Below are 22,281 nucleotides of genomic sequence, written 5' to 3'. Positions count from 1 at the left end.
ATTCAAATTAACTAACGTTTTAAAACTGCACCTAACTTATTCTACTCCATTCTCACGCTCAGACCAAGTCCGCGTAATTCGTGAAGCAGTACATTCAGCGATTCAGGAATTCCCGGTTGTGGCATTGGCTCACCTTTCACGATAGCTTCGTAAGCTTTTGCACGTCCCATTACGTCATCCGACTTAACGGTAAGAATTTCCTGAAGGATATGAGAAGCACCAAATGCCTCGAGTGCCCAAACTTCCATCTCACCAAAACGCTGACCACCAAACTGTGCTTTACCACCTAATGGCTGCTGCGTAATTAATGAGTAAGGTCCGATTGAACGGGCGTGCATTTTGTCTTCTACCATGTGCCCCAGTTTCAGCATGTAAATGATACCTACAGTTGCCGGCTGGTCGAATGGTTCTCCGGTTTCACCGTTAATCAGGCGTGTTTCTCCGTAACGAGGAATACCTGCCTTGTCGGTGTATTCAGAAACCTCATCCAAACTAGCACCATCAAAAATAGGTGTAGCGAATTTCAAACCAAGCTCTTTACCTGCCCAACCCAATACAGTTTCGTAAATCTGTCCAAGGTTCATACGCGATGGTACACCAAGTGGGTTCAATACGATATCAACCGGTGTTCCGTCTGCAAGGAATGGCATATCTTCGGCACGTACCACACGCGAAACAATACCTTTGTTTCCGTGACGTCCAGCCATTTTATCACCAATTTGCAGTTTACGTTTTTTAGCAATATAAATTTTTGCCAACTGGATAATACCTGCAGGAAGCTCATCACCGATAGTTACGTTGTAACGCTCGCGGCGTGAAACAGCCTCTGCCTCTTTCTGCTTCATAATGAAGTTGTTCACCAATCTAAAAATCAAATCGTTTTTAGCTTTATCGGTGGTCCATTTTGAAGGATCGATATTCAGGTAGTCCAGTTCCTGTAATTGCTTCAGTGTAAATTTAACGCCTTTCGGAATAAACTCAGTTCCGTAATAGTCTTTCACTCCCTGCGAAGTTTTACCATTAACCAAAGTGAACAGTTTATCCTCGAGTTTTACGCGAAGTGCTGCAATATCCTTTTCCAGTTTCTCATCGATTTGGTCGAGCAATGTTTTTGTTGCTTTACCTTTTTTGTCTTTCGCAACGCGAGAGAACAATTTTTTATCGATAACAACACCTTTTAAAGATGGAGATGCTTTTAATGAAGCATCTTTTACATCACCGGCTTTGTCGCCAAAGATTGCACGTAAAAGTTTTTCTTCAGGTGATGGATCAGATTCTCCTTTTGGTGTAATTTTACCAATAAGAATGTCGCCAGGTTTTACATTGGCTCCAACTCTGATCAAACCATTTTCATCGAGGTTACGGGTAGCTTCTTCACTAACGTTAGGGATATCAGAAGTAAATTCTTCAACTCCACGTTTTGTGTCGCGCACTTCCAAAGTATATTCATCAACGTGTACCGAAGTGAATACATCTTCGCGAACAATACGTTCTGAAATTACAATCGCATCCTCGTAGTTATAACCCTGCCAAGGCATGAATGCCACCTGCAGGTTACGCCCCAGTGCCAACTCACCTTTGTCGGTTGCGTAACCTTCGGTAAGAATTTCACCTTCAGTTACACGCTGGCCTTTAACTACAATTGGTTTTAGGTCAACTGTAGTTCCCTGGTTTGTTTTAGTATATTTTTGCAGATTGTAAGTTACCACCTCAGGATCGAAGCTCACGAAGCGATCTTCTTCCGTCATGTCGTAACGAACAATAATCTGTGTTGCATCAACAAATTCAATAACACCATCTCCTTCGGCACAAATCATTACCCCTGAGTCTTTGGCAACACTTGCCTCCAAACCTGTACCTACAATTGGTGCTTCAGGACGAAGCAGTGGTACTGCCTGGCGCATCATGTTCGATCCCATCAATGCACGGTTCGCATCATCGTGCTCCAGGAACGAAATAAGTGATGCAGCAACAGAAGCAATCTGGTTAGGACCAACGTCCATCAACTCAACTTCGCCGGCTTCAACAACAGGGTAATCACCATCTAAACGTGCTTTAACACGATCGTTAATGAATTTACCGTCTTCGCCAATTGGCGCGTTTGCCTGTGCGATAATTTTACCTTCTTCTTCTTCAGCAGTTAAGTACACAGAACCCGTTTCTGACAAGTCAACGATTCCGTTTTCTACTTTTCGGTATGGTGTTGAAATAAATCCGAGGTCGTTAATTTTTGCGAAAACACATAAAGAAGAGATCAAACCAATGTTTGGACCTTCAGGTGTTTCAATCGGACATAAACGACCGTAGTGCGTAAAGTGAACGTCACGAACCTCGAAACCTGCACGTTCGCGAGAAAGACCACCAGGACCTAAAGCCGACATACGACGTTTGTGCGTCATTTCAGCCAGTGGGTTGGTTTGATCCATAAACTGCGACAATGCGTTTGTTCCGAAGAATGAGTTGATAACCGAAGACAATGTTTTCGAGTTAATCAAATCAATCGGCGTAAACACTTCGTTATCACGAACATTCATACGCTCGCGGATTGTACGTGCCATACGCGCCAAACCTACACCAAACTGGTTGTACATTTGCTCGCCTACCGTACGTACCCTACGGTTACTTAAGTGGTCAATATCATCAACATCGGTTTTTGAGTTTACCAAACGAATCAGGTTTTTGATAATCTCAATGATGTCGACTTTTGTTAGGACACGGTTTTCCATGTCCACATCGATTCCTAATTTCTTATTGATTCTGTAACGACCAACTTCTCCAAGGTCGTATCTCTTATCCGAGAAGAACAGTTTATCAATAACGTCGCGTGCAGTAGCTTCATCGGGCGGTTCTGCGTTACGCAACTGACGGTAGATGTGAAGAACGGCTTCCTTTTCCGAGTTACATGGATCTTTTTGAAGCGTATTGTAAATAATAGCAAAGTCTTGCTGGTTTTGATCTTCTTTGTGCAACAGAATGGTTTTTACACCCGATTCAAGAATTTCTTCAATGTGATCTTCTTCAATTTCTGTTTCACGATCAATAATTACTTCGTTACGCTCGATCGATACAACTTCACCGGTATCTTCATCAACAAAGTCTTCTACCCACGATTTTAATACACGGGCTGCCAGTCTTCTACCGATTACTTTCTTTAAACCTGACTTTGAAACTTTTACTTCGTCAGCCAGATCGAATATTTCAAGAACATCTTTATCGCTTTCATAGCCAATTGCACGCAATAAAGTGGTTACAGGTAATTTCTTTTTCCTGTCAATGTACGCAAACATCACGCTGTTGATGTCGGTAGCAAATTCAATCCACGATCCTTTGAAAGGAATAATACGTGCAGAATATAATTTTGTACCGTTAGCATGTAAACTTTGACCAAAGAATACACCCGGAGACCTGTGCAGCTGCGAAACAATAACACGCTCGGCACCATTAATAATAAAGGTACCTCGGTTGGTCATGTATGGCACAGTCCCTAAATATACGTCCTGAACCACGGTATCAAAATCTTCGTGTTCCGGATCGGTACAATACAGTTTCAGCTTTGCTTTTAGCGGCACGCTAAAAGTTAAACCACGTTCTATACACTCGTCTATTGAGTATCGAGGAGGATCGACCTGGTAGTCGATAAATTCCAACACGAAATTGTTTCGAGTATCCGATATTGGAAAGTTTTCTTCAAAAACTCTGTATAAACCCTCCCCTTTTCTTTTGTCAGGTGTGGTTTTTAACTGAAAAAAATCTTTAAATGATTTAACTTGTACTTCTAAGAAGTCAGGGTAATCAAACCTGGTTTGTGTTGAGGAAAAATTAATCCTCTCTATTTTTGCTTGTACTGACATGCATTTATACAGGTTAATTATATAAAATATAAATACACAAAAAGGTTTAGAACCCTACTTCCGTAGGGCTCTAAACCGTATTACCTATAAATAGGTATCTTTGCTTATTTTACTTCAACTTCAGCTCCAGCTTCTTCTAACTGTGCTTTTAAAGCTTCAGCTTCGTCTTTCGAAACTTTTTCTTTAAGCGCTTTTGGAGCTTCATCTACAACTGCTTTGGCTTCTTTCAGACCAAGGCCAGTTAGTTCTTTAACGAGTTTAACAACTGCAAGTTTCGATGCACCAGCAGCTTTTAAGATCACGTCAAATTCAGTTTGTTCAGCAGCAGCCTCTTCGCCACCACCTGCAGCTGGTCCTGCAACTGCTACTGCAGCAGCAGCTGGTTCGATACCATATTCGTCTTTTAGAATACCAGCTAATTCGTTAACCTCTTTAACAGTCAAGTTTACTAACTCTTCTGCAAGCTGTTTTAAATCTGCCATTTTTATTTCTTTTTAAATATTATTTCTAAAAAATTATTCTTTCTCCTTCAGTGTATCAAGAACACCGTGAATTATATTACCACCAGACTGCAACTGTCCGAGAACTGTTTTCATTGGTGATTGTAACAGAGCAACAACATCAGCAATAAGCTCGTTTTTAGATTTAACGGCTATTAATGCCTCCAATTGGTCAGCACCCATGTAAATTGATTCTTCAACATAAGCTGCCTTTAAAACAGGCTTTTTATGCTTTTTAGCGAAGTCTTTAATCAATTTAGCCGGTGTATTACCGTTTGAAGAAAACATTACTGTGGTGTTTCCCTTAAGCGCATCAAAAATCTCTTCAGCCTCTTTATTAGAGTTCTCAAGAGCTTTTCGTAGTAGAGTATTCTTAACAACAACCAGTTTTACATCTTGGCTGAAACATAGTCTCCTTAAATCACTGGTATTTTCAGCATTTAAGCCGGCAATGTCGGTCAGGTAAAAATGGTCGTATGAATCTATCTGTTCTTGTAACTGATTAATAATAACTTGTTTCTCTGAACTCTTCATAATTCCTCATTTTTATTCTGCAAACGACTTAGCTTCTACTTGAATACCAGGGCTCATGGTACTTGATAAATAGATACTCTTAATGTAGGTTCCTTTTGCAGCAACAGGTTTTAATTTGTTGATCATGTTAATAAATTCAACGGCATTTTCTTTAATCTTAGCAGGAGAGAATGAAACTTTCCCGATTGAAGTATGAACAATACCAAATTTATCAACTTTAAAATCAATCTTACCCTGTTTTACTTCGGAGATAGCTTTTCCAACTTCCATTGTTACTGTACCACTCTTTGGGTTTGGCATTAAGCCCCGAGGACCTAAAATACGTCCTAACTGCCCAACTTTTCCCATTACAGGAGGCATGGTAATAATAACATCTACATCGGTCCAACCACCTTTTATTTTCTCAACGTACTCGTCAAGTCCTACATAGTCGGCTCCGGCATCTTTGGCTTCCTGCTCTTTGTCAGGAGTAACCATTGCCAAAACACGTACCTCTTTACCTGTTCCATGGGGTAACGAAACTACGCCCCTAACCATCTGGTTAGCTTTTCTAGGATCAACTCCAAGCTTTACATCGATATCAACTGATGCATCAAATTTGGTAAATGTAATTTCTTTCACCAGCTCTGCTGCTTCATCGATAGAGTAAACTTTTCCTTTTTCGAGTTTATCCAAAGACGCTTTTTGATTTTTCGTAATTCTGCCCATCGTAAAAGATATTTTTAGTTATTGAATGGTGAAGCACCTTTTACAGTGATTCCCATACTTCTGGCAGTTCCAGCTACCATTTTCATCGCTGATTCTACTGTAAAGCAGTTCAGGTCAGCCATTTTGCCTTCGGCAATTGTCTTTACCTGATCCCAGGTTACCGCACCCACTTTTTTAATGTGAGGCTCTGGTGAACCACTTTTCAGTTTCGCAGCTTCTAATAATTGAACAGCCACAGGGGGTTGTTTGATTATGAAGTCAAAAGACTTGTCTGCATAAACAGTAATAATAACAGGAAGTACTTTTCCTGCCTGGTCTTGTGTACGACCATTAAACTGTTTACAGAACTGCATAATGTTTACCCCTTTGGCACCCAATGCTGGTCCCACCGGTGGTGAAGGATTAGCAGCACCACCTTTGATCTGTAATTTAATTAATCCAGCAACTTCTTTCGCCATAACAATAAATTAAAGCGTTACTATTCCTTTTCGACTTGCATAAAGCTAAGTTCCAAAGGAGTTTTACGTCCAAAAATCTTCACCATCACCTGCAGCTTCTTCTTCTCCTCATTGATTTCTTCAATGGTTCCGTTAAAGCCGTTGAATGGTCCGTCGATTACTTTTACAGTTTCTCCTACCACATATGGGATATTGATTTCTTCGTCGGTTTCTGCCAATTCATCAACCCGACCCAAAATCCTGTTTACCTCGCTTTGCCGCATCGGCACCGGATCTCCACCTTTGGTGTCGCCTAAAAACCCGATTACGTTAGGAAAATTCCTTAGTGTGTGTGTAACTTCACCCACTAAAGCAGCTTCGATTAAAACATACCCCGGAAAAAAGTTTCGCTCCTTACTGATTTTTTTACCATTTCGGATCTGATAAACTTTTTCGGTTGGTATTAGAACCTGATCTACATACCCTTTGAGGTCTCCTACCGCGATTTCGTTCTCGATATATTCTTTAACCTTCTTCTCTTTGCCGCCAATAGCACGCAGAACATACCATTTTTTACTATTTTCGCTCATAAAGCCTTAAGGGTTTTGATTAATAAAATAATCCATAAATAAAATCCATTATGTTTCTGAAAGACAGATCCATAACGAAAATAACTAATGATATTATAAAGGAAGCAATCATTACTACCAAGGCGCTACTTTGTAGCTCTTTCCAAGTTGGCCATGTAACCTTATGTACCAGTTCATCATAGGCCTCTTGTATATATACTTTTAGTTTCATTTAGTATAACTTGTTTTGCTCGGAAGGTAAGGTTCGAACTTACTGTTTATCCAACCACTCCCACTATTGAGTTTCAACCGAAATTAATCCCGGGCCGTAACCCGGGATTAAATCTATTTCTTTATATCTTAATATTAAAGAATTTCAGTTATCTGACCAGCACCTACTGTACGACCACCTTCGCGGATTGCGAAACGAAGACCTAAGTTCAATGCTACCGGATAAATCAAATCTACTTCAATAGTTACGTTATCACCAGGCATAACCATTTCGCGACCTTCTTCTAAGTGAATTTCGCCAGTTACGTCAAGCGTACGCAAGTAGAATTGAGGACGGTATTTGTTATGGAATGGAGTGTGACGACCACCTTCTTCTTTTTTCAACACGTAAACCTCAGCTTTAAATTTGTTGTGAGGAGTGATTGAACCAGGTTTTGCCAAAATCTGTCCACGTTTGATTTCTTTCTTGTCAACACCACGCAACAACAAACCTACGTTGTCACCAGCCTGACCTTCGTCCAAAATCTTACGGAACATCTCAACACCAGTACAAACAGTCTTACGACCTTCAGCACCTAAACCGATCAACTGCATTTCATCACCTGTGTGAATGATACCTGTTTCGATACGACCAGTTGCTACAGTACCACGACCTGTGATTGAGAATACGTCCTCAACAGGCATCAAGAATGGTTTTTCAACATCACGTGGAGGAAGTGGAATCCAAGTATCACAAGCTTCCATCAACTCAAGAATTTTTTCTTCCCACTCTGGCTCTCCGTTCAATCCACCAAGAGCAGATCCCATAATAACAGGAGTGTTGTCGCCGTCGAATTCGTAGAAATCAAGAAGTTCACGAACTTCCATTTCAACAAGTTCTAACAACTCTTCGTCGTCAACCATATCCACTTTATTCAGGAATACAACCAAACGAGGAACGTTTACCTGACGTGCAAGAAGAATGTGCTCGCGAGTCTGTGGCATAGGACCATCAGTAGCAGCAACAACGATAATAGCACCGTCCATCTGGGCAGCACCAGTTACCATGTTCTTTACGTAGTCGGCGTGACCCGGACAGTCAACGTGTGCGTAGTGACGAGTTGCTGTTTCGTACTCAACGTGAGCAGTATTAATTGTAATACCCCTTTCTTTTTCCTCAGGAGCGTTATCAATTTGATCAAATGCTTTTACTTCGCAAAAGCCTTTTTTTGCTAAAACAGTAGTAATAGCAGCAGTTAAGGTAGTTTTACCATGGTCAACGTGGCCGATAGTACCAATGTTCACATGGTCCTTGTCCCTGTTAAAATGTTCTTTAGCCATAATTGCAAAATTTTAATTTATTATCTTTTAAATCATCTGAGCCGAAGACGAGAATTGAACTCGTGACCTCATCCTTACCAAGGATGCGCTCTACCCCTGAGCTACTCCGGCCTTAAACACACAAAGAGACGGGAATTTAGAACAACTGCTTGTCCAAAATTCCAGTCTCTGTTCTGAGCGGGAAACGGGACTCAAACCCGCGACCCTTAGCTTGGAAGGCTAATGCTCTATCAACTGAGCTATTCCCGCTTATAGTCTACTGGCAAAAAATGCCGTGCAAAATTACAACTTTTTTCCAAACAACCGAATATTTTTCACTACTCGTGTGCTTTTTTTTCAATTTTTCTCATTTTTCTTTTTGCAAAGCGAAATTCAAAAAACCATTTCAAAAGCTTCAATTCTCTGCAAAGCACTCTATTTTCAGCTGTCTTCAGAACGCCCCTAAAAAGGGTGTGCAAATGTAAAAATATTATTTTAAAAAACTAAAATTTAAGCTTTAATTTTTAAATATTATTTACTCTTCAATTTTTCCTTGTATTTAACAAGCTGTTTCTTAATAGCATCGATAGCTAAATCTGTCGCTTCTTCAAATGTATCTGCCTGCTTTTTTGCAAAAAGATTCTCCTTTGAAGGAATGGAAATTTTTAACTCAGAAACTTTATTGTTTGCTGCCTCGGGCTTTGCAACCTTAAGGATTACCTCAGCCTTTAATATCCCATCAAAAAAAGTATCCAGTTTGTTTACTTTTTTGTTCACGAATTCCACCAACTTCTGGTCGGCGTTAAAATGCACTGAATTAATTTTTACTTCCATAATCAATCGTTTTTACCACCACGGGGGTGGGCCTGTTTATAACTCTGTTGCAGCTTCTCGAATGTGGTATGAGTATACACCTGAGTTGCCGCCAAATTTGCATGCCCCAGCAATTCTTTTACTGCATTAAGATCGGCACCATTATTCAATAAATGTGTTGCGTAAGTATGCCTCAAAACATGCGGACTCTTTTTTTCAAGAGACGTTACCCTGGCTAAATTATTTTTGACAACGCGGTAAACCAGTTTTTCGTAAATCTGCTTTCCTTTTTCCGTTACAAATAAATAGCCACTATTGTTTACGATTTCGTTGTTTCTAACATCTACGTAATCGATATACAATTGGTTAATTTCTCTTGGATATGGAATAATCCTTTCTTTATTACGTTTCCCCAGCACTTTTATTAAATATTCGGCAGTGTTAAAATCCCGGTCTTTCAGGTTAATTAACTCTGCCAAACGAATGCCGGTTCCGTAAAATAACGAAATGATTAATTTATCTCTCCTCCCTCTGAATCCATTATCAAACAAATCATCGTCCAATAAATGGTTCAGATTATTCTCCTCAACAAAATATGGCAGTTTCTTCCTTATTTTCGGAAGCGGAACATTTATAGCCGGATTAACATCAACAACCTGCTCGCGAAGCAAAAAGTTATAGAACGACTTTACCGCCGTCATCATCCTGCTTACCGAACTCGGATTATAATCGTGTTCCATTAAGTCTACCACCCAAGAACGCAGTAGTTTGAGATCAACATCTTTAACAACAAAATCCCCGACCATTTTTGTGCAAAATTCCACAAACCGATCGAGGTCTTTTTCATATGCTTTCACCGTATGAGGAGAGTATCTCTTCTCATACTTCAAAAAATTGATAAACGATTCCTGATAACTCATTGGCCATCTAAACTAATAATTCAGGAATCACCAAAGAAAACTTTAGTCTTCCTGTTGCTGCAGACCTTGTACGTATGCTGCCTTTTTCAATTCTTCCCTTCTTCTTACAGAAGGCTTGGTGAACTTCTGACGATCACGTAACTCTTTGATAACGCCAGTTTTCTCGAATTTTCTCTTGAACCTTTTTAAAGCTCTTTCAATATTTTCGCCTTCTTTTACCGGAATAATAATCATATCTTTCGGATTTACATTTTTTAAAAATTGAGGCGCAAATTTAGAAATATTTCATAGTATTTCAAATTTAAAGCAAAAAAATAATATTTCCTATCGAGAAAAAATAGTTTTCACTTTTTTAACGACAGGTAACATAAGGCCTTATTTTATCAATAAACTCAGCGTCAACAGATTCAAGAGCCTCCAGGTCCGACAACTTTTTTATGGGTCCGTTTTTATCCTTTTCATTAAGTATTGCTTTTACATTCGACTTATCAAAATATGGGTGCCTGATCAATTCTGAAAATTCAGCGTAGTTGATCCGAATGGGTTTAATGGCAGTTGTATCAACAGTAACGGCAGGTTTTACTGTGGCAAAAAGTTCTTCCGAAAATCCATAAACTTCCATTAACTGATTTACATTACAAAAGCCACCAAGTAAATCGCGGTACTTTATTATACGAGACGCATAAACTGAACCAATTCCATTTAGCTTAATAAGATCGGAAGTATCGGCACTATTTAGTTCAACAACATACAATTCGTTTGAGAAGTCTCCTGGCGGCTCCATAACAGCCTCTATTTTCAGATAAGGGGAAATGCTTGCCAAAGTAGTCGAATCAAGTCCATAGATCTTTAAAAGGTCCTCTGGCTGATGATAACTTCCGCCACTGTTTCGGTACGACACAATATTACTGGCCTGATAGGAACTAAATCCAAACTTTTGCAATTCCTCTTTACTTGCCGTATTCGGATCAAAAAATCCTGATGGTTTTTCCGGTTCTGGCCTGCTGATCTTTTTGGTTTGCGCTTTTGCTATAGCTTCGGGTAAGTCCAGAAATGGCTCAAGATGCCGATACACCGAATCACTCATTCCGTAAAGTTTCAGTAAATCAGTTTTCGATTTAAAACTTCCGCCGGCAGCACGATACTTTATAATGTTTCGTTTTATCGGGTCGGGCATGTCCAACGAATCGAGGGCACTTTCTGTAATGGTATTCGGATTAAAATGGAAAAGAGTCAATGACGCGCTATTTTTATTTGTCTGCCAGGCCGCTTTCCATTGCGCCTGAATTTCGGCAAATTGTTCCGGCGTATAATAAGGTTTAGGAGCTATTCTTTTTAGATAAGCATTGGCGCCCAGCAACATCAAAATCAAAACGGATAATACAATAACACCAACCCGGTCGCCCCTGGTATAAGAAAGAAATCCATTTTTTATTTTGAGCCAGGCTTTTCTCATTGCATCCGGGCTAAATAGTTTAAAGAGATTGACGTTTTGCTAAGTTACAATATCGAAATTAAGTTAGCAAAAAATACAATCGTAGCTTTCTGCTTCCACATACAAAAAGAAACGGAATGAGAGGGTTGTACCATTCACAGTTGAAAGCCCAAGTGGGGTGCCTGATAATTAGAATTTCAACAGCCCGAAATTATTTAGCATTACAATGGCAATGGCAATAGGAGCAATAAATTTCACCAGGAACATAAAAATTGACAAAAGAGCACCGGAAAGTGTTCCGCCCTGTGCCACTTCTTCCTTAACTTTCTTACGTCCTAAATACCAACCCACAAATAATGCAATAAACATTCCGCCAACCGGCAGGAACAAGTTAGCTGAAATCCAGTCCATTAAATCGAAAATATTCAATCCCATAAATGTATAGGGCGATAATACGCCCATAGACAACGAGCATAAAACTCCCAAAATTGATATAAGAACTGTTGCCAAAATTGTTGATGCTTTTCGGCCCATATTAAACTCTTCTTTAAAATAGGCCACCACAACTTCAAGAATTGAAATTGATGAGGTTAATGCCGCTACAGAAAGAAGTACAAAAAACAGGATTGAAAAAACATAGCCTCCCGGCATTTGGTGAAATACATTAGGCAGTGTCACGAAAATAAGGCCAGGTCCCTGGCTTGGCTCGATGCCAAAGGCAAACACCGCCGGAAAAATTGCGATCCCTGCCATTAGAGCAATTACCGTATCGGCAACGGTTACATTTATTACAGTATTTACAAGGTTATTATCCTTCTGAATATACGAACCGTATGTAATAAGCGTACCCATTCCCAAACTAAGCGTAAAAAAGGCATGCCCTAATGCACTTAAAATACCATCGGCGGTAAGCTTTGAAAAATCGGGTTTAAATAAAAAGTTCAGGCCGGCTTTGGCTCCTTCAAGCGATACAGATTTTACACACAAAAACACCAAAATAATCACCAACAGCGGCATTAAAATCTTTGTGTACTTCTCAATTCCTTTTTGAATACCTACAATTACAATTCCGGCACTCAAAACCATAAATATTAGCTGGAATATTACCGGCTTAACAGGCGACTCAATAAGAGTGGTAAATAACAATCCTATCTCATCCGGGCTCTTGGCCGAGAATCCATTCTTCAGCGAAAGAACAATATATTCGATGCTCCAGCCGGCTACAACACCGTAAAAGGACAAAATCAGAAATGCTGCCCCTACCCCCAAAATACCAATATAACGCCATGGAGTACCCGGAGCAAGAACTTTAAATGCTCCAAAAGCATTTTTCCTTGAGCTCCGACCTATAATCAGCTCCGACAACATAACGGGCAAGCCAATAGCCAGAATAAAAGCAAGGTAAACAAAAAGGAAAGCTGCACCGCCATAAACTCCGGCGATGTATGGAAATTTCCAAATATTACCTAAACCAACTGCCGAACCGGCGGCGGCTGCTATAACACCAAATTTTGAACTAAAAGAATCGCGGTTACCCGAAGGAAGATTTGACATAAAAACTAATATTTTGAGAGCCGTACCCTCTTTTAACTAACAATATGAAAAAATTTAAGCCCCAAAAATGCAAAAAAATAATTCATAACAAGCACGGCAAATAAAAAAACGAGTAAGAATTACTTTTAAAAAGAAAGATTTAAAATGGGTAACCAATGGCAAACGAAAAAGTAAAGTCGCTTCCTTTATAGCCCCGGTTGCCAATAATCCATCTTTCTCCCTGAGGTGCTGCAGGATCGCGCAGTTTCATACCAATATCAGTACGGAGAATAAAATACGATAAATCGAAACGGAAACCGGTTCCGGTACCAACAGCAAACTGCCGGTAAAACTTATCTACTTTGAAAACGGCACCTTCGCGGTTATCATTACTGTTCATTGCCCAAATGTTTCCGGCGTCTAAAAACAGGGCGCCTTCCAGCGATCCTAACAAACGAAAGCGGTATTCGATATTGGCCTCCAGTTTAATATCCGACGATTGATTGGGATATGCATTTTCATCTTCCGGAGTATAAGTACCCGGCCCCAGCGAACGAACCTGCCATGCCCGAATGCCGTTTGCTCCGCCGGCGAAATACTGCTTTTCAAAGGGTAAAAAAGGAGAGTTTCCGTAAGGCAGCCCGACACCGCCAAACAACCGCCCCACAACGTAGTTATATCGGTCAATCTGAAATGCCTTCCTTAATTCAAGGTCGGCTTTAATGTATTGGGCAAAACGAATATTAAAAACTTTGTAATAGTCAGAAATTTCGTTCGTAACGGAGTCTTGTTCAAAGGTAAGATCTCGGTTGGCAAGCTCAGAAATTGCCCAAAGTAAATTTCCCGACGACTCGACATTCAGTCTGGCGTACGTATAATTTTTATTTGATGAAAGCCGCTGATTGTTAAAAATCAACGAGTAGTTCATGGCAAATATAAGGTGGTCGGTAAAACTACTTTTAATATATAAATCCTGAATGGAATTGATAAACTTCGGATCAAACTCATACAAACGGACCACGTTCATATCGAGAAAATTCCAAAGATGTTGATAGTTTTGAGAAGTTTTCCAGTCGTAACCAATCTTAAAGTTGGTAATAGTTCGGGTGTACTCGGGCCGGCGCTGAAAGTTATAACCTGCGTTAAAAACGGTTTTGGGCAAATACTTCCCAAAACTTTTTATGTATGTACCCGGCCCCAAAAGTTTTGGTACCATTAAACTGGTTTCAACACCAAATTCGCGGGTATTAAAAGCTTCCGAAGTTCCGTCGCCTACCGACCTGTGCAGACGTTCGGTTGCCCCTTTTAACCGAACCTGAAAGACCTCGGCACCTTTAAACAGGTTTCGGTGCTGGTAATAAATATTTCCGGCCACACCCAAATTCCCCGACGTGTTGGTTCCCTCGATATCAAACGAAGTGGATTGTTTATTTAAAGGTGCCAGGCGAATTTTACAATCGAGCAAATTGGTATCCTGCTTAGGGTAAGCCTCTTCAAACTGAATATCAACAAACCGGAACTGGCGTAACCGGTTCAGCGCATTAAACGTATTTTCAACCTCGGTAATATTATACAGGTCGCCGCTTTGCATTTGGTTTGTGCGAATAAAAAGCCCGGGCGGATACGAAACCTTTTCGTTAGCATAAAGTATTGAGTTGTCCCAAAACAGCGTATCGGAGAAATTAAATTCTTGTTTACGGTTTGATGTTACGGGTGTATTCCCGGGCATCACCGAATAGTAAAAGTTATTCAGGTAATACGGTTTTAATAATCTTGTACTGTCGACCTGGCTCGCCTGGGGTTCGCCAATAAAAAGATCGAGAATTACCTGTTTGTTGTACAATGTTGAATCGGCAAGATAACGTACCTGGTTGTTCGAAAAATAATAATACCCGTTGTTTTGGTATAAACTAACGATTCGTTTCTGCTGTTTTTCCAGTTCATAAATATCGAATGCGGTGCCGGGCCTCATTTGGTATTTCGCCGAGTCGTTATAAAATATCTTTTGTAACTCGGGCGTTTCGAAGTGGTAATTTACCCGTCGTATTTTATACTGATCGCCGGCCTCAACCGAAAATTTCAGTTTTGCCTTACGCTTTTTTTCATTGAACTGTACTTCCTCCGTAACATTTGCCTGGTAATAGCCACGTTGCCCCATGTACCCTTCCAGCTGTTCGGCCGAACGTTCGGCCATAGCTCTATCGTACAACTGCGGGGCTTCTCCAATTCGTTTTAGCCAATCGTCGGTCTTTTTCTTCGACGACATATTGTACAGCAACAGATAGAATTTAATAAAACCGAGGATCTTGTAATTCTCCTTTTGTCGTAGAACAGATTTGGCTTCTTCACGGCTCACATCCTGGTTATCGATTTCGAGTTCCACCTTTTGTAACAAATACTCTTGCTCAGGAACAAAACGAGTTTGAGAACACGATGCAAGCAGCATTGCTGATAAAACTAATATCCACTTGAAGCTTCCTATTTTTTGCCTGTAATACTTCGTTGCCAAATCCTACAACTTTTATTGATCAAAAATAACCCTGTGTTTTATAGAAACAGTAACTTTACCACAAATATTTTATGAATTCAGTTCAAAAATAAATGATTGGTAAAAGTACAACAAAACTTATTAATTCGCTGGCTTTAAAAAAATACCGTACAAAAGAAAACTGCTTTCTTATTGAAGGGGATAAAATGGTGAAAGAAGCGCTGGATTCAGATTTAAGAATTAAGCTGTTAATCGTTACCGATCAGTTCACAAGTCGTTTCTCAATTTCGCAAACCGATGCGGAAAGAATTATCGAAACCGATGCAAAAGAGCTGAAAAAGGTAAGCCTGCTGCAACATCCGCAAAACAGCCTGGCTATTTGTGAAATTCCGGAGAAGGCGGATTTCCCCAAATCACTGCCCGAAGGCTTATCCATTTATCTCGACGGAGTTCAGGACCCCGGCAATATGGGCACCATTGTACGAATTTGCGACTGGTATGGCATTCAACATGTTTTCTGCTCGCCCGATTCGGTTGATTTGTATAATCCGAAAGTAATCCAGGCCAGCATGGGATCGTTCAGCCGGATTAAACTGCATGAATGTGATTTTGAAGAACTGAGTGTGCTGGCAAAAAATGCTGAAGCCCCCGTGTTTGGCGCATTTATGAATGGCGATAACATTTACCAACAGCAACTACCTAAACAAGCCGTACTGGTTATGGGCAACGAAGGAAACGGAATAAGACCTGCAGTTGAAAAACGAATAACGAACAAATTGAGTATCCCTAATTTTTCGGAAAACGAAATAAAAGCCGAATCTTTAAATGTATCGGTTGCAACAGCAATACTTTGCTCCGAATTTAAACGTGCCTATTCAAAGTGAAAGGATAGGGTAAAAATCTTCGATCGCAGATTTTTTATCGATTGCGCGTAATACAAACGTTGTGTTGGTTCCGGAAGATCGCCCAGCTGATTGTTTAATCCAAAACTAAATTTGGCTTCCAGCGAAAACCTGAAAAACGCAAAATAATGGTCCCAGCCACCACCAACTTCGGCATAAAAACCACCGCTCTTTAACTTAATCAAATCTTCTTGCGCGGTTCGGGAAATATCGTGACGATAGGCTCCTCCAAAAATAACATAAGGCCGGTCGTTGTTAATACGTCGGGCCTTGTATTTTACCAATAGCGGAAAATCAAGAAAGGTTGATCGAATGGTGTAGAATGAAAGATCTTCATCGTAAACATTAATATCTTTTACCGGCACATTAAAAGTCAACTGCCGCTCGCCAAACGATAAGCCCGGCAGAAAACGCAGGTTAAAGTCTTTTGAAAGCCTCATACTTGTTACAATTCCAACGGTAAAGCCGGGAATTAAAGTAGCCACATCAGAACGGATTTGACTATCCCAGATTATTCGATCGAGCGGGTAAGGTACAAAATCAGGATTTTCGCCGATAGGATTATAATTCACCACATTAAAATCGAGGGTGTTCATCCCTATAGTAAAACCAAAATGAAAAAGTTTATCATCAAAAGTTGTCAGGTAGTTAATTTTTTGCTTTTGCCCAAAAACACTACAAGCTGCAATAAGGAATATGATTGAGATTAAAACTTTTTTCACCTTCTTAAAGTTGCTTTTATGAAAAACAAAAAAACAAATAATTTATTGTTTGCTTTGTTTTAATTGTTGGGTTTATGTGCCATATAAATTGAGGCAATTCCAAAAGTTTGTCGATAACATTCATTCTGAACAAAACCAACATCGGCTAAAATAGTTAAAAATCTGTCACCATCGGGGAATTCATTTACCGATTCGGGCAAATAGGTATAGGCCCTGCTGTCTTTCGAAACCATTCGGCCAATTAAGGGCAAAATGCGCATAAAATAAAACATGTATATCTGCTTGAAAGGGAAACTCACCGGTTTCGAGAATTCGAGAACAAAAAACACACCTCCGGGTTTTAAAACGCGCTTTATTTCAGAAAGCCCTTTTTCCAGATTTTCGAAATTACGAACGCCAAAACCAACAATGGCGGCATCAAAAGCTCCATCATTGAAAGGCAGGTTTTCCGAATCGGCTTTTTGAAAGCTGATTCTGTCTTCCAGTTTTTTTGCCTTTATTTTTTCCCGTCCAACATTCAGCATTCCTTCTGAAATGTCGATACCGGTAACTTTTACATCGCCCAGTTTTAACGCGGCAACAGCAAAATCGCCGGTGCCCGTTGCAATATCCAGAATATTTTCGGGCTGATATGGTCGTAGTTTATTAATGGTTTTTCTGCGCCATATTTTATCAATATTCAACGATAGTACATGGTTCAGGAAATCATAACGGTGAGAGATATTATCGAACATCTCCTCTACCTGACCTTTCTTGGATTGTTTTGATTGCTTGTAAGGAAGAGCTGCCATTAAGATCCAACCGTCATTTTATCGATGTAACCCAGCGACTGATCGTCGATTCTTATCTCTCCTTTGGTAACATGCCCTAAGGTAAAGAAAGGCACATTTATTTCCGACATTGCATCAACGAACTCATCCTCTTTGTCAGGATTTACACCAACAATTAAACGCCCCATCGATTCGCCAAAAAGGAATGCATCGTTTCTGGTCTCTGCATCTGGTGTAATATCAAACCCCAGTTCGTTTGGGATGGCAGCGCGTAATAAGGTAAAGAAAAGACCACCTTTGCCAACCGGGCTGGCACTTTCTATCAGCTTTTTACCGATTAAGGTTTTTATTGCTTTCTGAACGGCAATTTCATCCTCGATATTAAACGCAGGTAGAGGTGACTCGGAAATACCGTGGTAAAACTCGAGATATTCCGATGAGTTGATATCGTCAAGCGAGCGGCCGATTACAAATATGTGGTTACCTTTATTTTTAAAGCTATGGGTTATTAAGTTTTCACCTTCAGGCACCTGTGCCATAATACTGATAATAATAGTTGGCGGCACCGGACCGTGTTCTGAAAAATGATCAAAGCGAATTTTTCGGTCAGATATTTTAAGCCCGAACTTGGCCGCGGCGTTTTCGAGGCCCTTTTTAGCCCCTGAAGCTATAAACTGACCGTTCGGATCGGCAAAGTCGATGTGATACAAAAATGCACTAACGGCAAAAGGCTGAGCGCCAAAACACAACATTTTACGTGTAGCACGCGAGATTAAAATCTCTGTTGCTTTCTGCGGATCGCTTTCCAAATGGTGATGAAAAGCGTGTGTACTCATTGCCATTCGGGTACCATTACCTTCCAACTCAAAAATTCCTATTTCATCGGTTTCGCTTTCACCAATTGACTCGGGCGAAATGCCCTGATCGCTAAAATCATTAAAATAGTTAATGGTTGATAAGTTTGGATTAACCATTAAGGAATACACTATCTCCTCCAGGTTCTCCGGTTCAGGAATCATATCGATCGAGAACTCTTTTTCAGTCTGAACAGCATTACTCATACAGCATTTCTTTTCTTGTTAACCTTAAGCAAAGGTAATTAAGTAGCCGATTCTACCATAGATTTTAAAGCATTTTTTAACGCTTGGTGTCGTTGACATACAACGGATTTAGAATATTTGATACATAAGTTTAAATAACCCGACAATGGTTGAACGTTTTCGCACTCGCCTACTTTTCAAAAGCAATGTTCTGTTACCTAAAGGACAATAATTTAATTAACTTTGCAGTTCAATTTCAATACCAATGTCAGAAGCTATAGTAATTACTCCGGTTAAAGATTCGTTGCACACGACTAAACGCACCATAAAAGCAATAATGGAAGCCGGTGGCAATTTTTCGTATTATGTATTTAACGATTTTAGTCAACCCGAAACAAAACAGTATCTCGATTCGGCGGCTAAAGAACTTGGATTTACGGTAGTTCACCTTGAAGACATTACCGATACGCCGTCGCCAAACTACAAGATCGTACTGCAAAAAGCCCAGCAACTCGCTCTCGAGGCAGGAGTTCCTTTGCTGATAATTGAATCAGACGTGGTGGTTAAAAAAGATACCATCCAATCGTTACTCGACATAATGAAAGCAGAGCAAAAACCGGGTTTAGTTGGCGCCATTACCGTTGACGAAAATGGTGATTATAATTTCCCGTATAATTTCGAAAAAACGAAAAGCGACGATGTTATTGACACCTCGCATAGTTTAAGTTTTTGCTGTACACTTATTTCGGTTCCTTTTCTTGAAAAATTTGATTTTAAGGAGTTAGCAAAAGATAAAGACTGGTTTGATGTTTTTATTAGCCGTCAATCGAAAAAAATCGGATTTACCAACTACCTGGCAAAAGGTGTAAGAGTTTTGCACCTGCCCCACTCAAGCAGGCCCTGGAAAAATCTAAAATATAAAAACCCGGTGCTTTATTATTTAAAAAAGATATTTTTAAAGCGCGACAGAATTTAAATGCGAAAACACCTGCTAAATAAACGTAATAAGATTTTCGGGCACATTCTATTTTGGATGGCCAGCATTGTGTTTTTGTGTTTCCTGTTTTTCATATACAGTCGCGAGTTTAATCTGACCTCCGTTGCAAAATCAGTGGTTATAAACGCCGGTTTTGCAGTGGCCGTTTACCTTAACCTGAATATTCTGATCCCCCGGTTCCTGACTCGGAAACAATACATTTATTACATTTTCTGGCTGGTGGTTCTGCTTTCGTTCAGCAGTTTGTTTGTGCAGGTCCTCATTGTTTATCCTTTACGGCAATTTCTCGAAGTATCAGAACGATTACAATCGTTAAGCACCGAAACCCATTCGGCCTTTTTCTTTGCCACACTTTTTTACATCGGAATAACCACATTTTTAAAGCTGTTTAAAGATTGGTTGTCGTTACAGGATTTAAACTACAAACTGGCCAAAACCGAAAAAGGCAAACTTGAAGCCGAGCTAAAATCGTTGAAAGGACAACTAAATCCGCACTTTCTTTTTAATTCGCTTAACAACATTTACTCTTTGTCGCTTATTAACTCTGAAAAAGTTCCGGACTTAATTTTGCGTCTTTCCGACCTAATGCGACACATTATTTACGAATCGAAGGATAACTTTATTAGTTTGCGAAAGGAGATTGAGTTTGTGGATAATTTCATAGCACTTCAGCGAATCAGAGTTGCAGAAAATACCGCTATTAATTACGAAAAACCAAATATTACAAGCTCTTCGTACATTGCTCCGTTGCTGTTTGAACCTTTCATTGACAATGCCTTTAAACACGGCCTGCCCGGCACCGAAAATGATTATATAAACATCTCCTTCAGTGCAAACGAAGACTGGCTAGACTTTGATCTTGAGAACAATTTTGCGGAGCCGGAGAATTTCGACTCAAAAAATTCCGGAATAGGAATCGCGAACGTAAAACAACGCCTTAAGCACCTATACCACGCCAACGAATATCAACTCGATATAAAACAAGAAGAATCTACCTATTCTGTTCATTTAAGACTAAAACTTAAAGACCATGGCAATTAAAGCACTAATAATCGACGATGAACCCCTGGCCCAAAATGTTATCAAACAATATGCGCTAAAAATACCTTCGCTTGACATTGTTGGGGCATGCAACGACGCTATTTGTGCCCAGGAGTTTCTACTCAAAAATGAGGTGGATCTCCTGTTTCTTGACATTAATATGCCCAAACTTTCGGGCATTTCATTCCTTAAAAATCTGAATAAAAATGTGTTGGTAATTTTTACAACAGCCTATTCGGAATATGCCCTAGAAGGTTACGAACTTAATGCTTTGGACTATCTGAAAAAGCCATTCTCTTTTGAACGCTTTTTTAAAGCTTTTGTAAAAGCCGAAGAGATGTATTGGCTAAAAAACAAAGCCGAAAGTACATCAGAAAATGAGACGACTTCAGACTTTCTGTTCATTAAATCGAACAAGAAGACGATTAAAATAAAATTTACTGATATACTTTACATCGAAGGTTTAGGCGATTACATTAAGATACATGTGAGCGATAACAAATTTGTTACCAATCTGTCGATGAAAAAGATTCATTCGCTTCTGCCCCAGGACCAATTTTATCGTACACATAAATCATTTATTGTTTCGGTAGACAAAATTGAATCGCTTGAAGGCAACCTGGTTTCTATTAACGGCGAAAAGCTTCCCATCGGCAACAGTTACCGACAGGACTTCTTTGCCTATATTAATAAGTTTACTGCCGATTAATCAGCTAAAAATCCCTGAGCTTTTATTGTTTCCAACATCTTTGCGGAGAAGAATTCATTATCCGCTTTTTTGTAACGCACATCGGTAAACACCTGCGCTAATGTTTGTTTCCCATTTTCGGCCACAAAAGCTTTCGACGACTCTAAACTTTCTTTAACAGCATATAGTTTGTTGATTCTCTCCTTGTCATAATCCTGGTAAACTTCGTCGTGAATAATACCTTCCACGGGAATCCTATCTGTTAATTCCGGTGTATCTTCAGGATAACCGATAGCTACAGTCGTAACAGGAAACGTTAGTTTTGGTAAACCAAGTACCTCGATGTGTTCTTTTGCATTGTAAGCTGTTGTACCCAGATAGCAAATTCCCAGGCCATTATTTTCGGCAGCTATACACACATTTTGAGCGGCCAGCGAAGTATCGATTACCGCATTGGTAAAAGAGATTAAATTGTTGTAGCCCGGTTGGGCTTCGTTATACTGGCACCATTTTGAAAATCGATTAAAATCGGCTACAAATGTGAGGAGTACCGGAGCATTTTTGGCAACAGGCTGATTAAAATGTAATGGAAGTAGTTTTTGCTTCCTTTCAGTATCTTTAGTTACAATTACGCTATACAGCTGCATATTTCCCGTTGTAGAGGCTCTTGTACCTGAGTAAATAATACTTTTCAATAAATCAGGATCTATTAGTTTATCCGAAAATTTCCTGATGGACACGTGCTTATTTAATAACTCCATATAGCCTGTTGTTTTTTTTGAATTAAGAGATCACAAAAGTAT

The 22,281-nt window shown here is 39.8% G+C and carries 22 protein-coding genes and 2 tRNA genes; 4 read left to right on the top strand and 20 right to left on the bottom strand.

The features are described 5' to 3' along the window. Positions 1-41: 41 nt before the first annotated feature. From rpoB to tamL, 16 genes are all read right to left on the bottom strand, one after another. A complete protein-coding gene (gene rpoB, locus LH29_RS04955) occupies positions 42-3,851 on the bottom strand; it encodes a DNA-directed RNA polymerase subunit beta (protein WP_045026363.1) in 3,810 nt (1,269 codons plus the stop codon). Positions 3,852-3,955: 104 nt separating this feature from the next. Further along, positions 3,956-4,333, bottom strand: a complete 378-nt coding sequence (rplL, locus tag LH29_RS04950; protein WP_045026362.1) for a 50S ribosomal protein L7/L12 — start codon at positions 4,331-4,333, stop codon at positions 3,956-3,958. A gap of 33 nt (positions 4,334-4,366) precedes the next feature. Next, positions 4,367-4,885: a 50S ribosomal protein L10 gene (rplJ, locus tag LH29_RS04945; protein ID WP_045026361.1), complete on the bottom strand. Its 519-nt coding sequence runs from the start codon at positions 4,883-4,885 to the stop codon at positions 4,367-4,369. A gap of 12 nt (positions 4,886-4,897) precedes the next feature. Then, entirely contained in the window at positions 4,898-5,593 is a 696-nt protein-coding gene (rplA, locus tag LH29_RS04940; RefSeq protein WP_045026360.1) for a 50S ribosomal protein L1, read from the bottom strand. Positions 5,594-5,607: 14 nt separating this feature from the next. Next, entirely contained in the window at positions 5,608-6,051 is a 444-nt protein-coding gene (gene rplK / locus LH29_RS04935) for a 50S ribosomal protein L11 (RefSeq protein WP_045026359.1), read from the bottom strand. Positions 6,052-6,071: 20 nt separating this feature from the next. Continuing rightward, entirely contained in the window at positions 6,072-6,620 is a 549-nt protein-coding gene (gene nusG / locus LH29_RS04930) for a transcription termination/antitermination protein NusG (RefSeq protein WP_045026358.1), read from the bottom strand. A gap of 19 nt (positions 6,621-6,639) precedes the next feature. Then, positions 6,640-6,831 carry a preprotein translocase subunit SecE gene (gene secE / locus LH29_RS04925; RefSeq protein WP_045026357.1) on the bottom strand — a complete coding sequence of 64 codons (192 nt, stop codon included), beginning with the start codon at positions 6,829-6,831 and terminating at the stop codon, positions 6,640-6,642. Between the two features lie 134 nt (positions 6,832-6,965). Beyond that, positions 6,966-8,150 carry an elongation factor Tu gene (gene tuf, locus LH29_RS04920; protein WP_045026356.1) on the bottom strand — a complete coding sequence of 395 codons (1,185 nt, stop codon included), beginning with the start codon at positions 8,148-8,150 and terminating at the stop codon, positions 6,966-6,968. Positions 8,151-8,189: 39 nt separating this feature from the next. Further along, positions 8,190-8,261, bottom strand: a tRNA-Thr gene (locus LH29_RS04915). Positions 8,262-8,326: 65 nt separating this feature from the next. Next, positions 8,327-8,399 (bottom strand) — tRNA-Gly (locus tag LH29_RS04910). Positions 8,400-8,660: 261 nt separating this feature from the next. Continuing rightward, positions 8,661-8,963, bottom strand: coding sequence for a ribosome hibernation-promoting factor, HPF/YfiA family (gene hpf / locus LH29_RS04905; protein WP_045026355.1), 303 nt, complete (start codon positions 8,961-8,963; stop codon positions 8,661-8,663). Between the two features lie 2 nt (positions 8,964-8,965). Beyond that, complete coding sequence (locus LH29_RS04900) at positions 8,966-9,862, bottom strand: tyrosine-type recombinase/integrase (protein WP_045026354.1); 897 nt, start codon at positions 9,860-9,862, stop codon at positions 8,966-8,968. Between the two features lie 42 nt (positions 9,863-9,904). Continuing rightward, the gene (rpsU, locus tag LH29_RS04895) at positions 9,905-10,096 is read right to left on the bottom strand and encodes a 30S ribosomal protein S21 (protein WP_038556031.1); all 192 of its coding nucleotides are present in this window, start codon (positions 10,094-10,096) and stop codon (positions 9,905-9,907) included. A gap of 118 nt (positions 10,097-10,214) precedes the next feature. Further along, positions 10,215-11,318 (bottom strand): helix-hairpin-helix domain-containing protein, encoded by a 1,104-nt coding sequence (locus LH29_RS04890; protein WP_045026353.1) that lies wholly within the window; start codon positions 11,316-11,318, stop codon positions 10,215-10,217. 168 nt (positions 11,319-11,486) lie between these two features. Next, positions 11,487-12,851: a sodium-dependent transporter gene (locus LH29_RS04885; RefSeq protein ID WP_045026352.1), complete on the bottom strand. Its 1,365-nt coding sequence runs from the start codon at positions 12,849-12,851 to the stop codon at positions 11,487-11,489. 139 nt (positions 12,852-12,990) lie between these two features. After that, positions 12,991-15,339: a translocation and assembly module lipoprotein TamL gene (tamL, locus tag LH29_RS04880; RefSeq protein WP_157493567.1), complete on the bottom strand. Its 2,349-nt coding sequence runs from the start codon at positions 15,337-15,339 to the stop codon at positions 12,991-12,993. Positions 15,340-15,431: 92 nt separating this feature from the next. Between tamL and LH29_RS04875 the strand changes: the two genes are divergently transcribed. Further along, positions 15,432-16,202 carry an RNA methyltransferase gene (locus LH29_RS04875; RefSeq protein ID WP_045026350.1) on the top strand — a complete coding sequence of 257 codons (771 nt, stop codon included), beginning with the start codon at positions 15,432-15,434 and terminating at the stop codon, positions 16,200-16,202. Here LH29_RS04875 and porT read toward each other — a convergent pair. From porT to LH29_RS04860, 3 genes are read right to left on the bottom strand one after another with little or no spacing between them, the layout of a single operon-like run. Then, positions 16,190-16,942, bottom strand: coding sequence for a type IX secretion/gliding motility protein PorT/SprT (gene porT / locus LH29_RS04870; RefSeq protein WP_045026349.1), 753 nt, complete (start codon positions 16,940-16,942; stop codon positions 16,190-16,192). The two genes, LH29_RS04875 and porT, sit on opposite strands and share 13 nt — an antisense overlap. 59 nt (positions 16,943-17,001) lie before the next feature. Continuing rightward, on the bottom strand, positions 17,002-17,733 hold the full coding sequence (ubiE, locus tag LH29_RS04865) for a bifunctional demethylmenaquinone methyltransferase/2-methoxy-6-polyprenyl-1,4-benzoquinol methylase UbiE (protein WP_045026348.1): 732 nt from the start codon (positions 17,731-17,733) through the stop codon (positions 17,002-17,004). Continuing rightward, positions 17,733-18,773 (bottom strand): AIR synthase-related protein, encoded by a 1,041-nt coding sequence (locus LH29_RS04860; protein WP_045026347.1) that lies wholly within the window; start codon positions 18,771-18,773, stop codon positions 17,733-17,735. Before LH29_RS04860 ends, ubiE begins: the two co-directional genes overlap by 1 nt. Before the next feature lie 244 nt (positions 18,774-19,017). Between LH29_RS04860 and LH29_RS04855 the strand changes: the two genes are divergently transcribed. The 3 genes from LH29_RS04855 to LH29_RS04845 are packed head-to-tail and all read left to right on the top strand — an operon-like array spanning position 19,018 to position 21,499. Further along, complete coding sequence (locus LH29_RS04855; protein ID WP_045026346.1) at positions 19,018-19,728, top strand: glycosyltransferase; 711 nt, start codon at positions 19,018-19,020, stop codon at positions 19,726-19,728. Then, entirely contained in the window at positions 19,729-20,790 is a 1,062-nt protein-coding gene (locus tag LH29_RS04850; RefSeq protein WP_045026345.1) for a sensor histidine kinase, read from the top strand. Beyond that, positions 20,780-21,499 carry a LytR/AlgR family response regulator transcription factor gene (locus LH29_RS04845; RefSeq protein ID WP_045026344.1) on the top strand — a complete coding sequence of 240 codons (720 nt, stop codon included), beginning with the start codon at positions 20,780-20,782 and terminating at the stop codon, positions 21,497-21,499. Before LH29_RS04850 ends, LH29_RS04845 begins: the two co-directional genes overlap by 11 nt. Here LH29_RS04845 and LH29_RS04840 read toward each other — a convergent pair. Continuing rightward, positions 21,496-22,239 carry a nitroreductase family protein gene (locus LH29_RS04840; protein ID WP_045026343.1) on the bottom strand — a complete coding sequence of 248 codons (744 nt, stop codon included), beginning with the start codon at positions 22,237-22,239 and terminating at the stop codon, positions 21,496-21,498. The two genes, LH29_RS04845 and LH29_RS04840, sit on opposite strands and share 4 nt — an antisense overlap. Positions 22,240-22,281 lie beyond the last annotated feature (42 nt).

Origin of the sequence: Draconibacterium sediminis (assembly GCF_000949475.1) — a bacterium.
Classification (GTDB): domain Bacteria; phylum Bacteroidota; class Bacteroidia; order Bacteroidales; family Prolixibacteraceae; genus Draconibacterium; species Draconibacterium sediminis.
The sequence above is the reverse complement of the archived record's forward strand: the minus strand, read 5'-3'. Positions and strand labels throughout refer to the sequence as shown.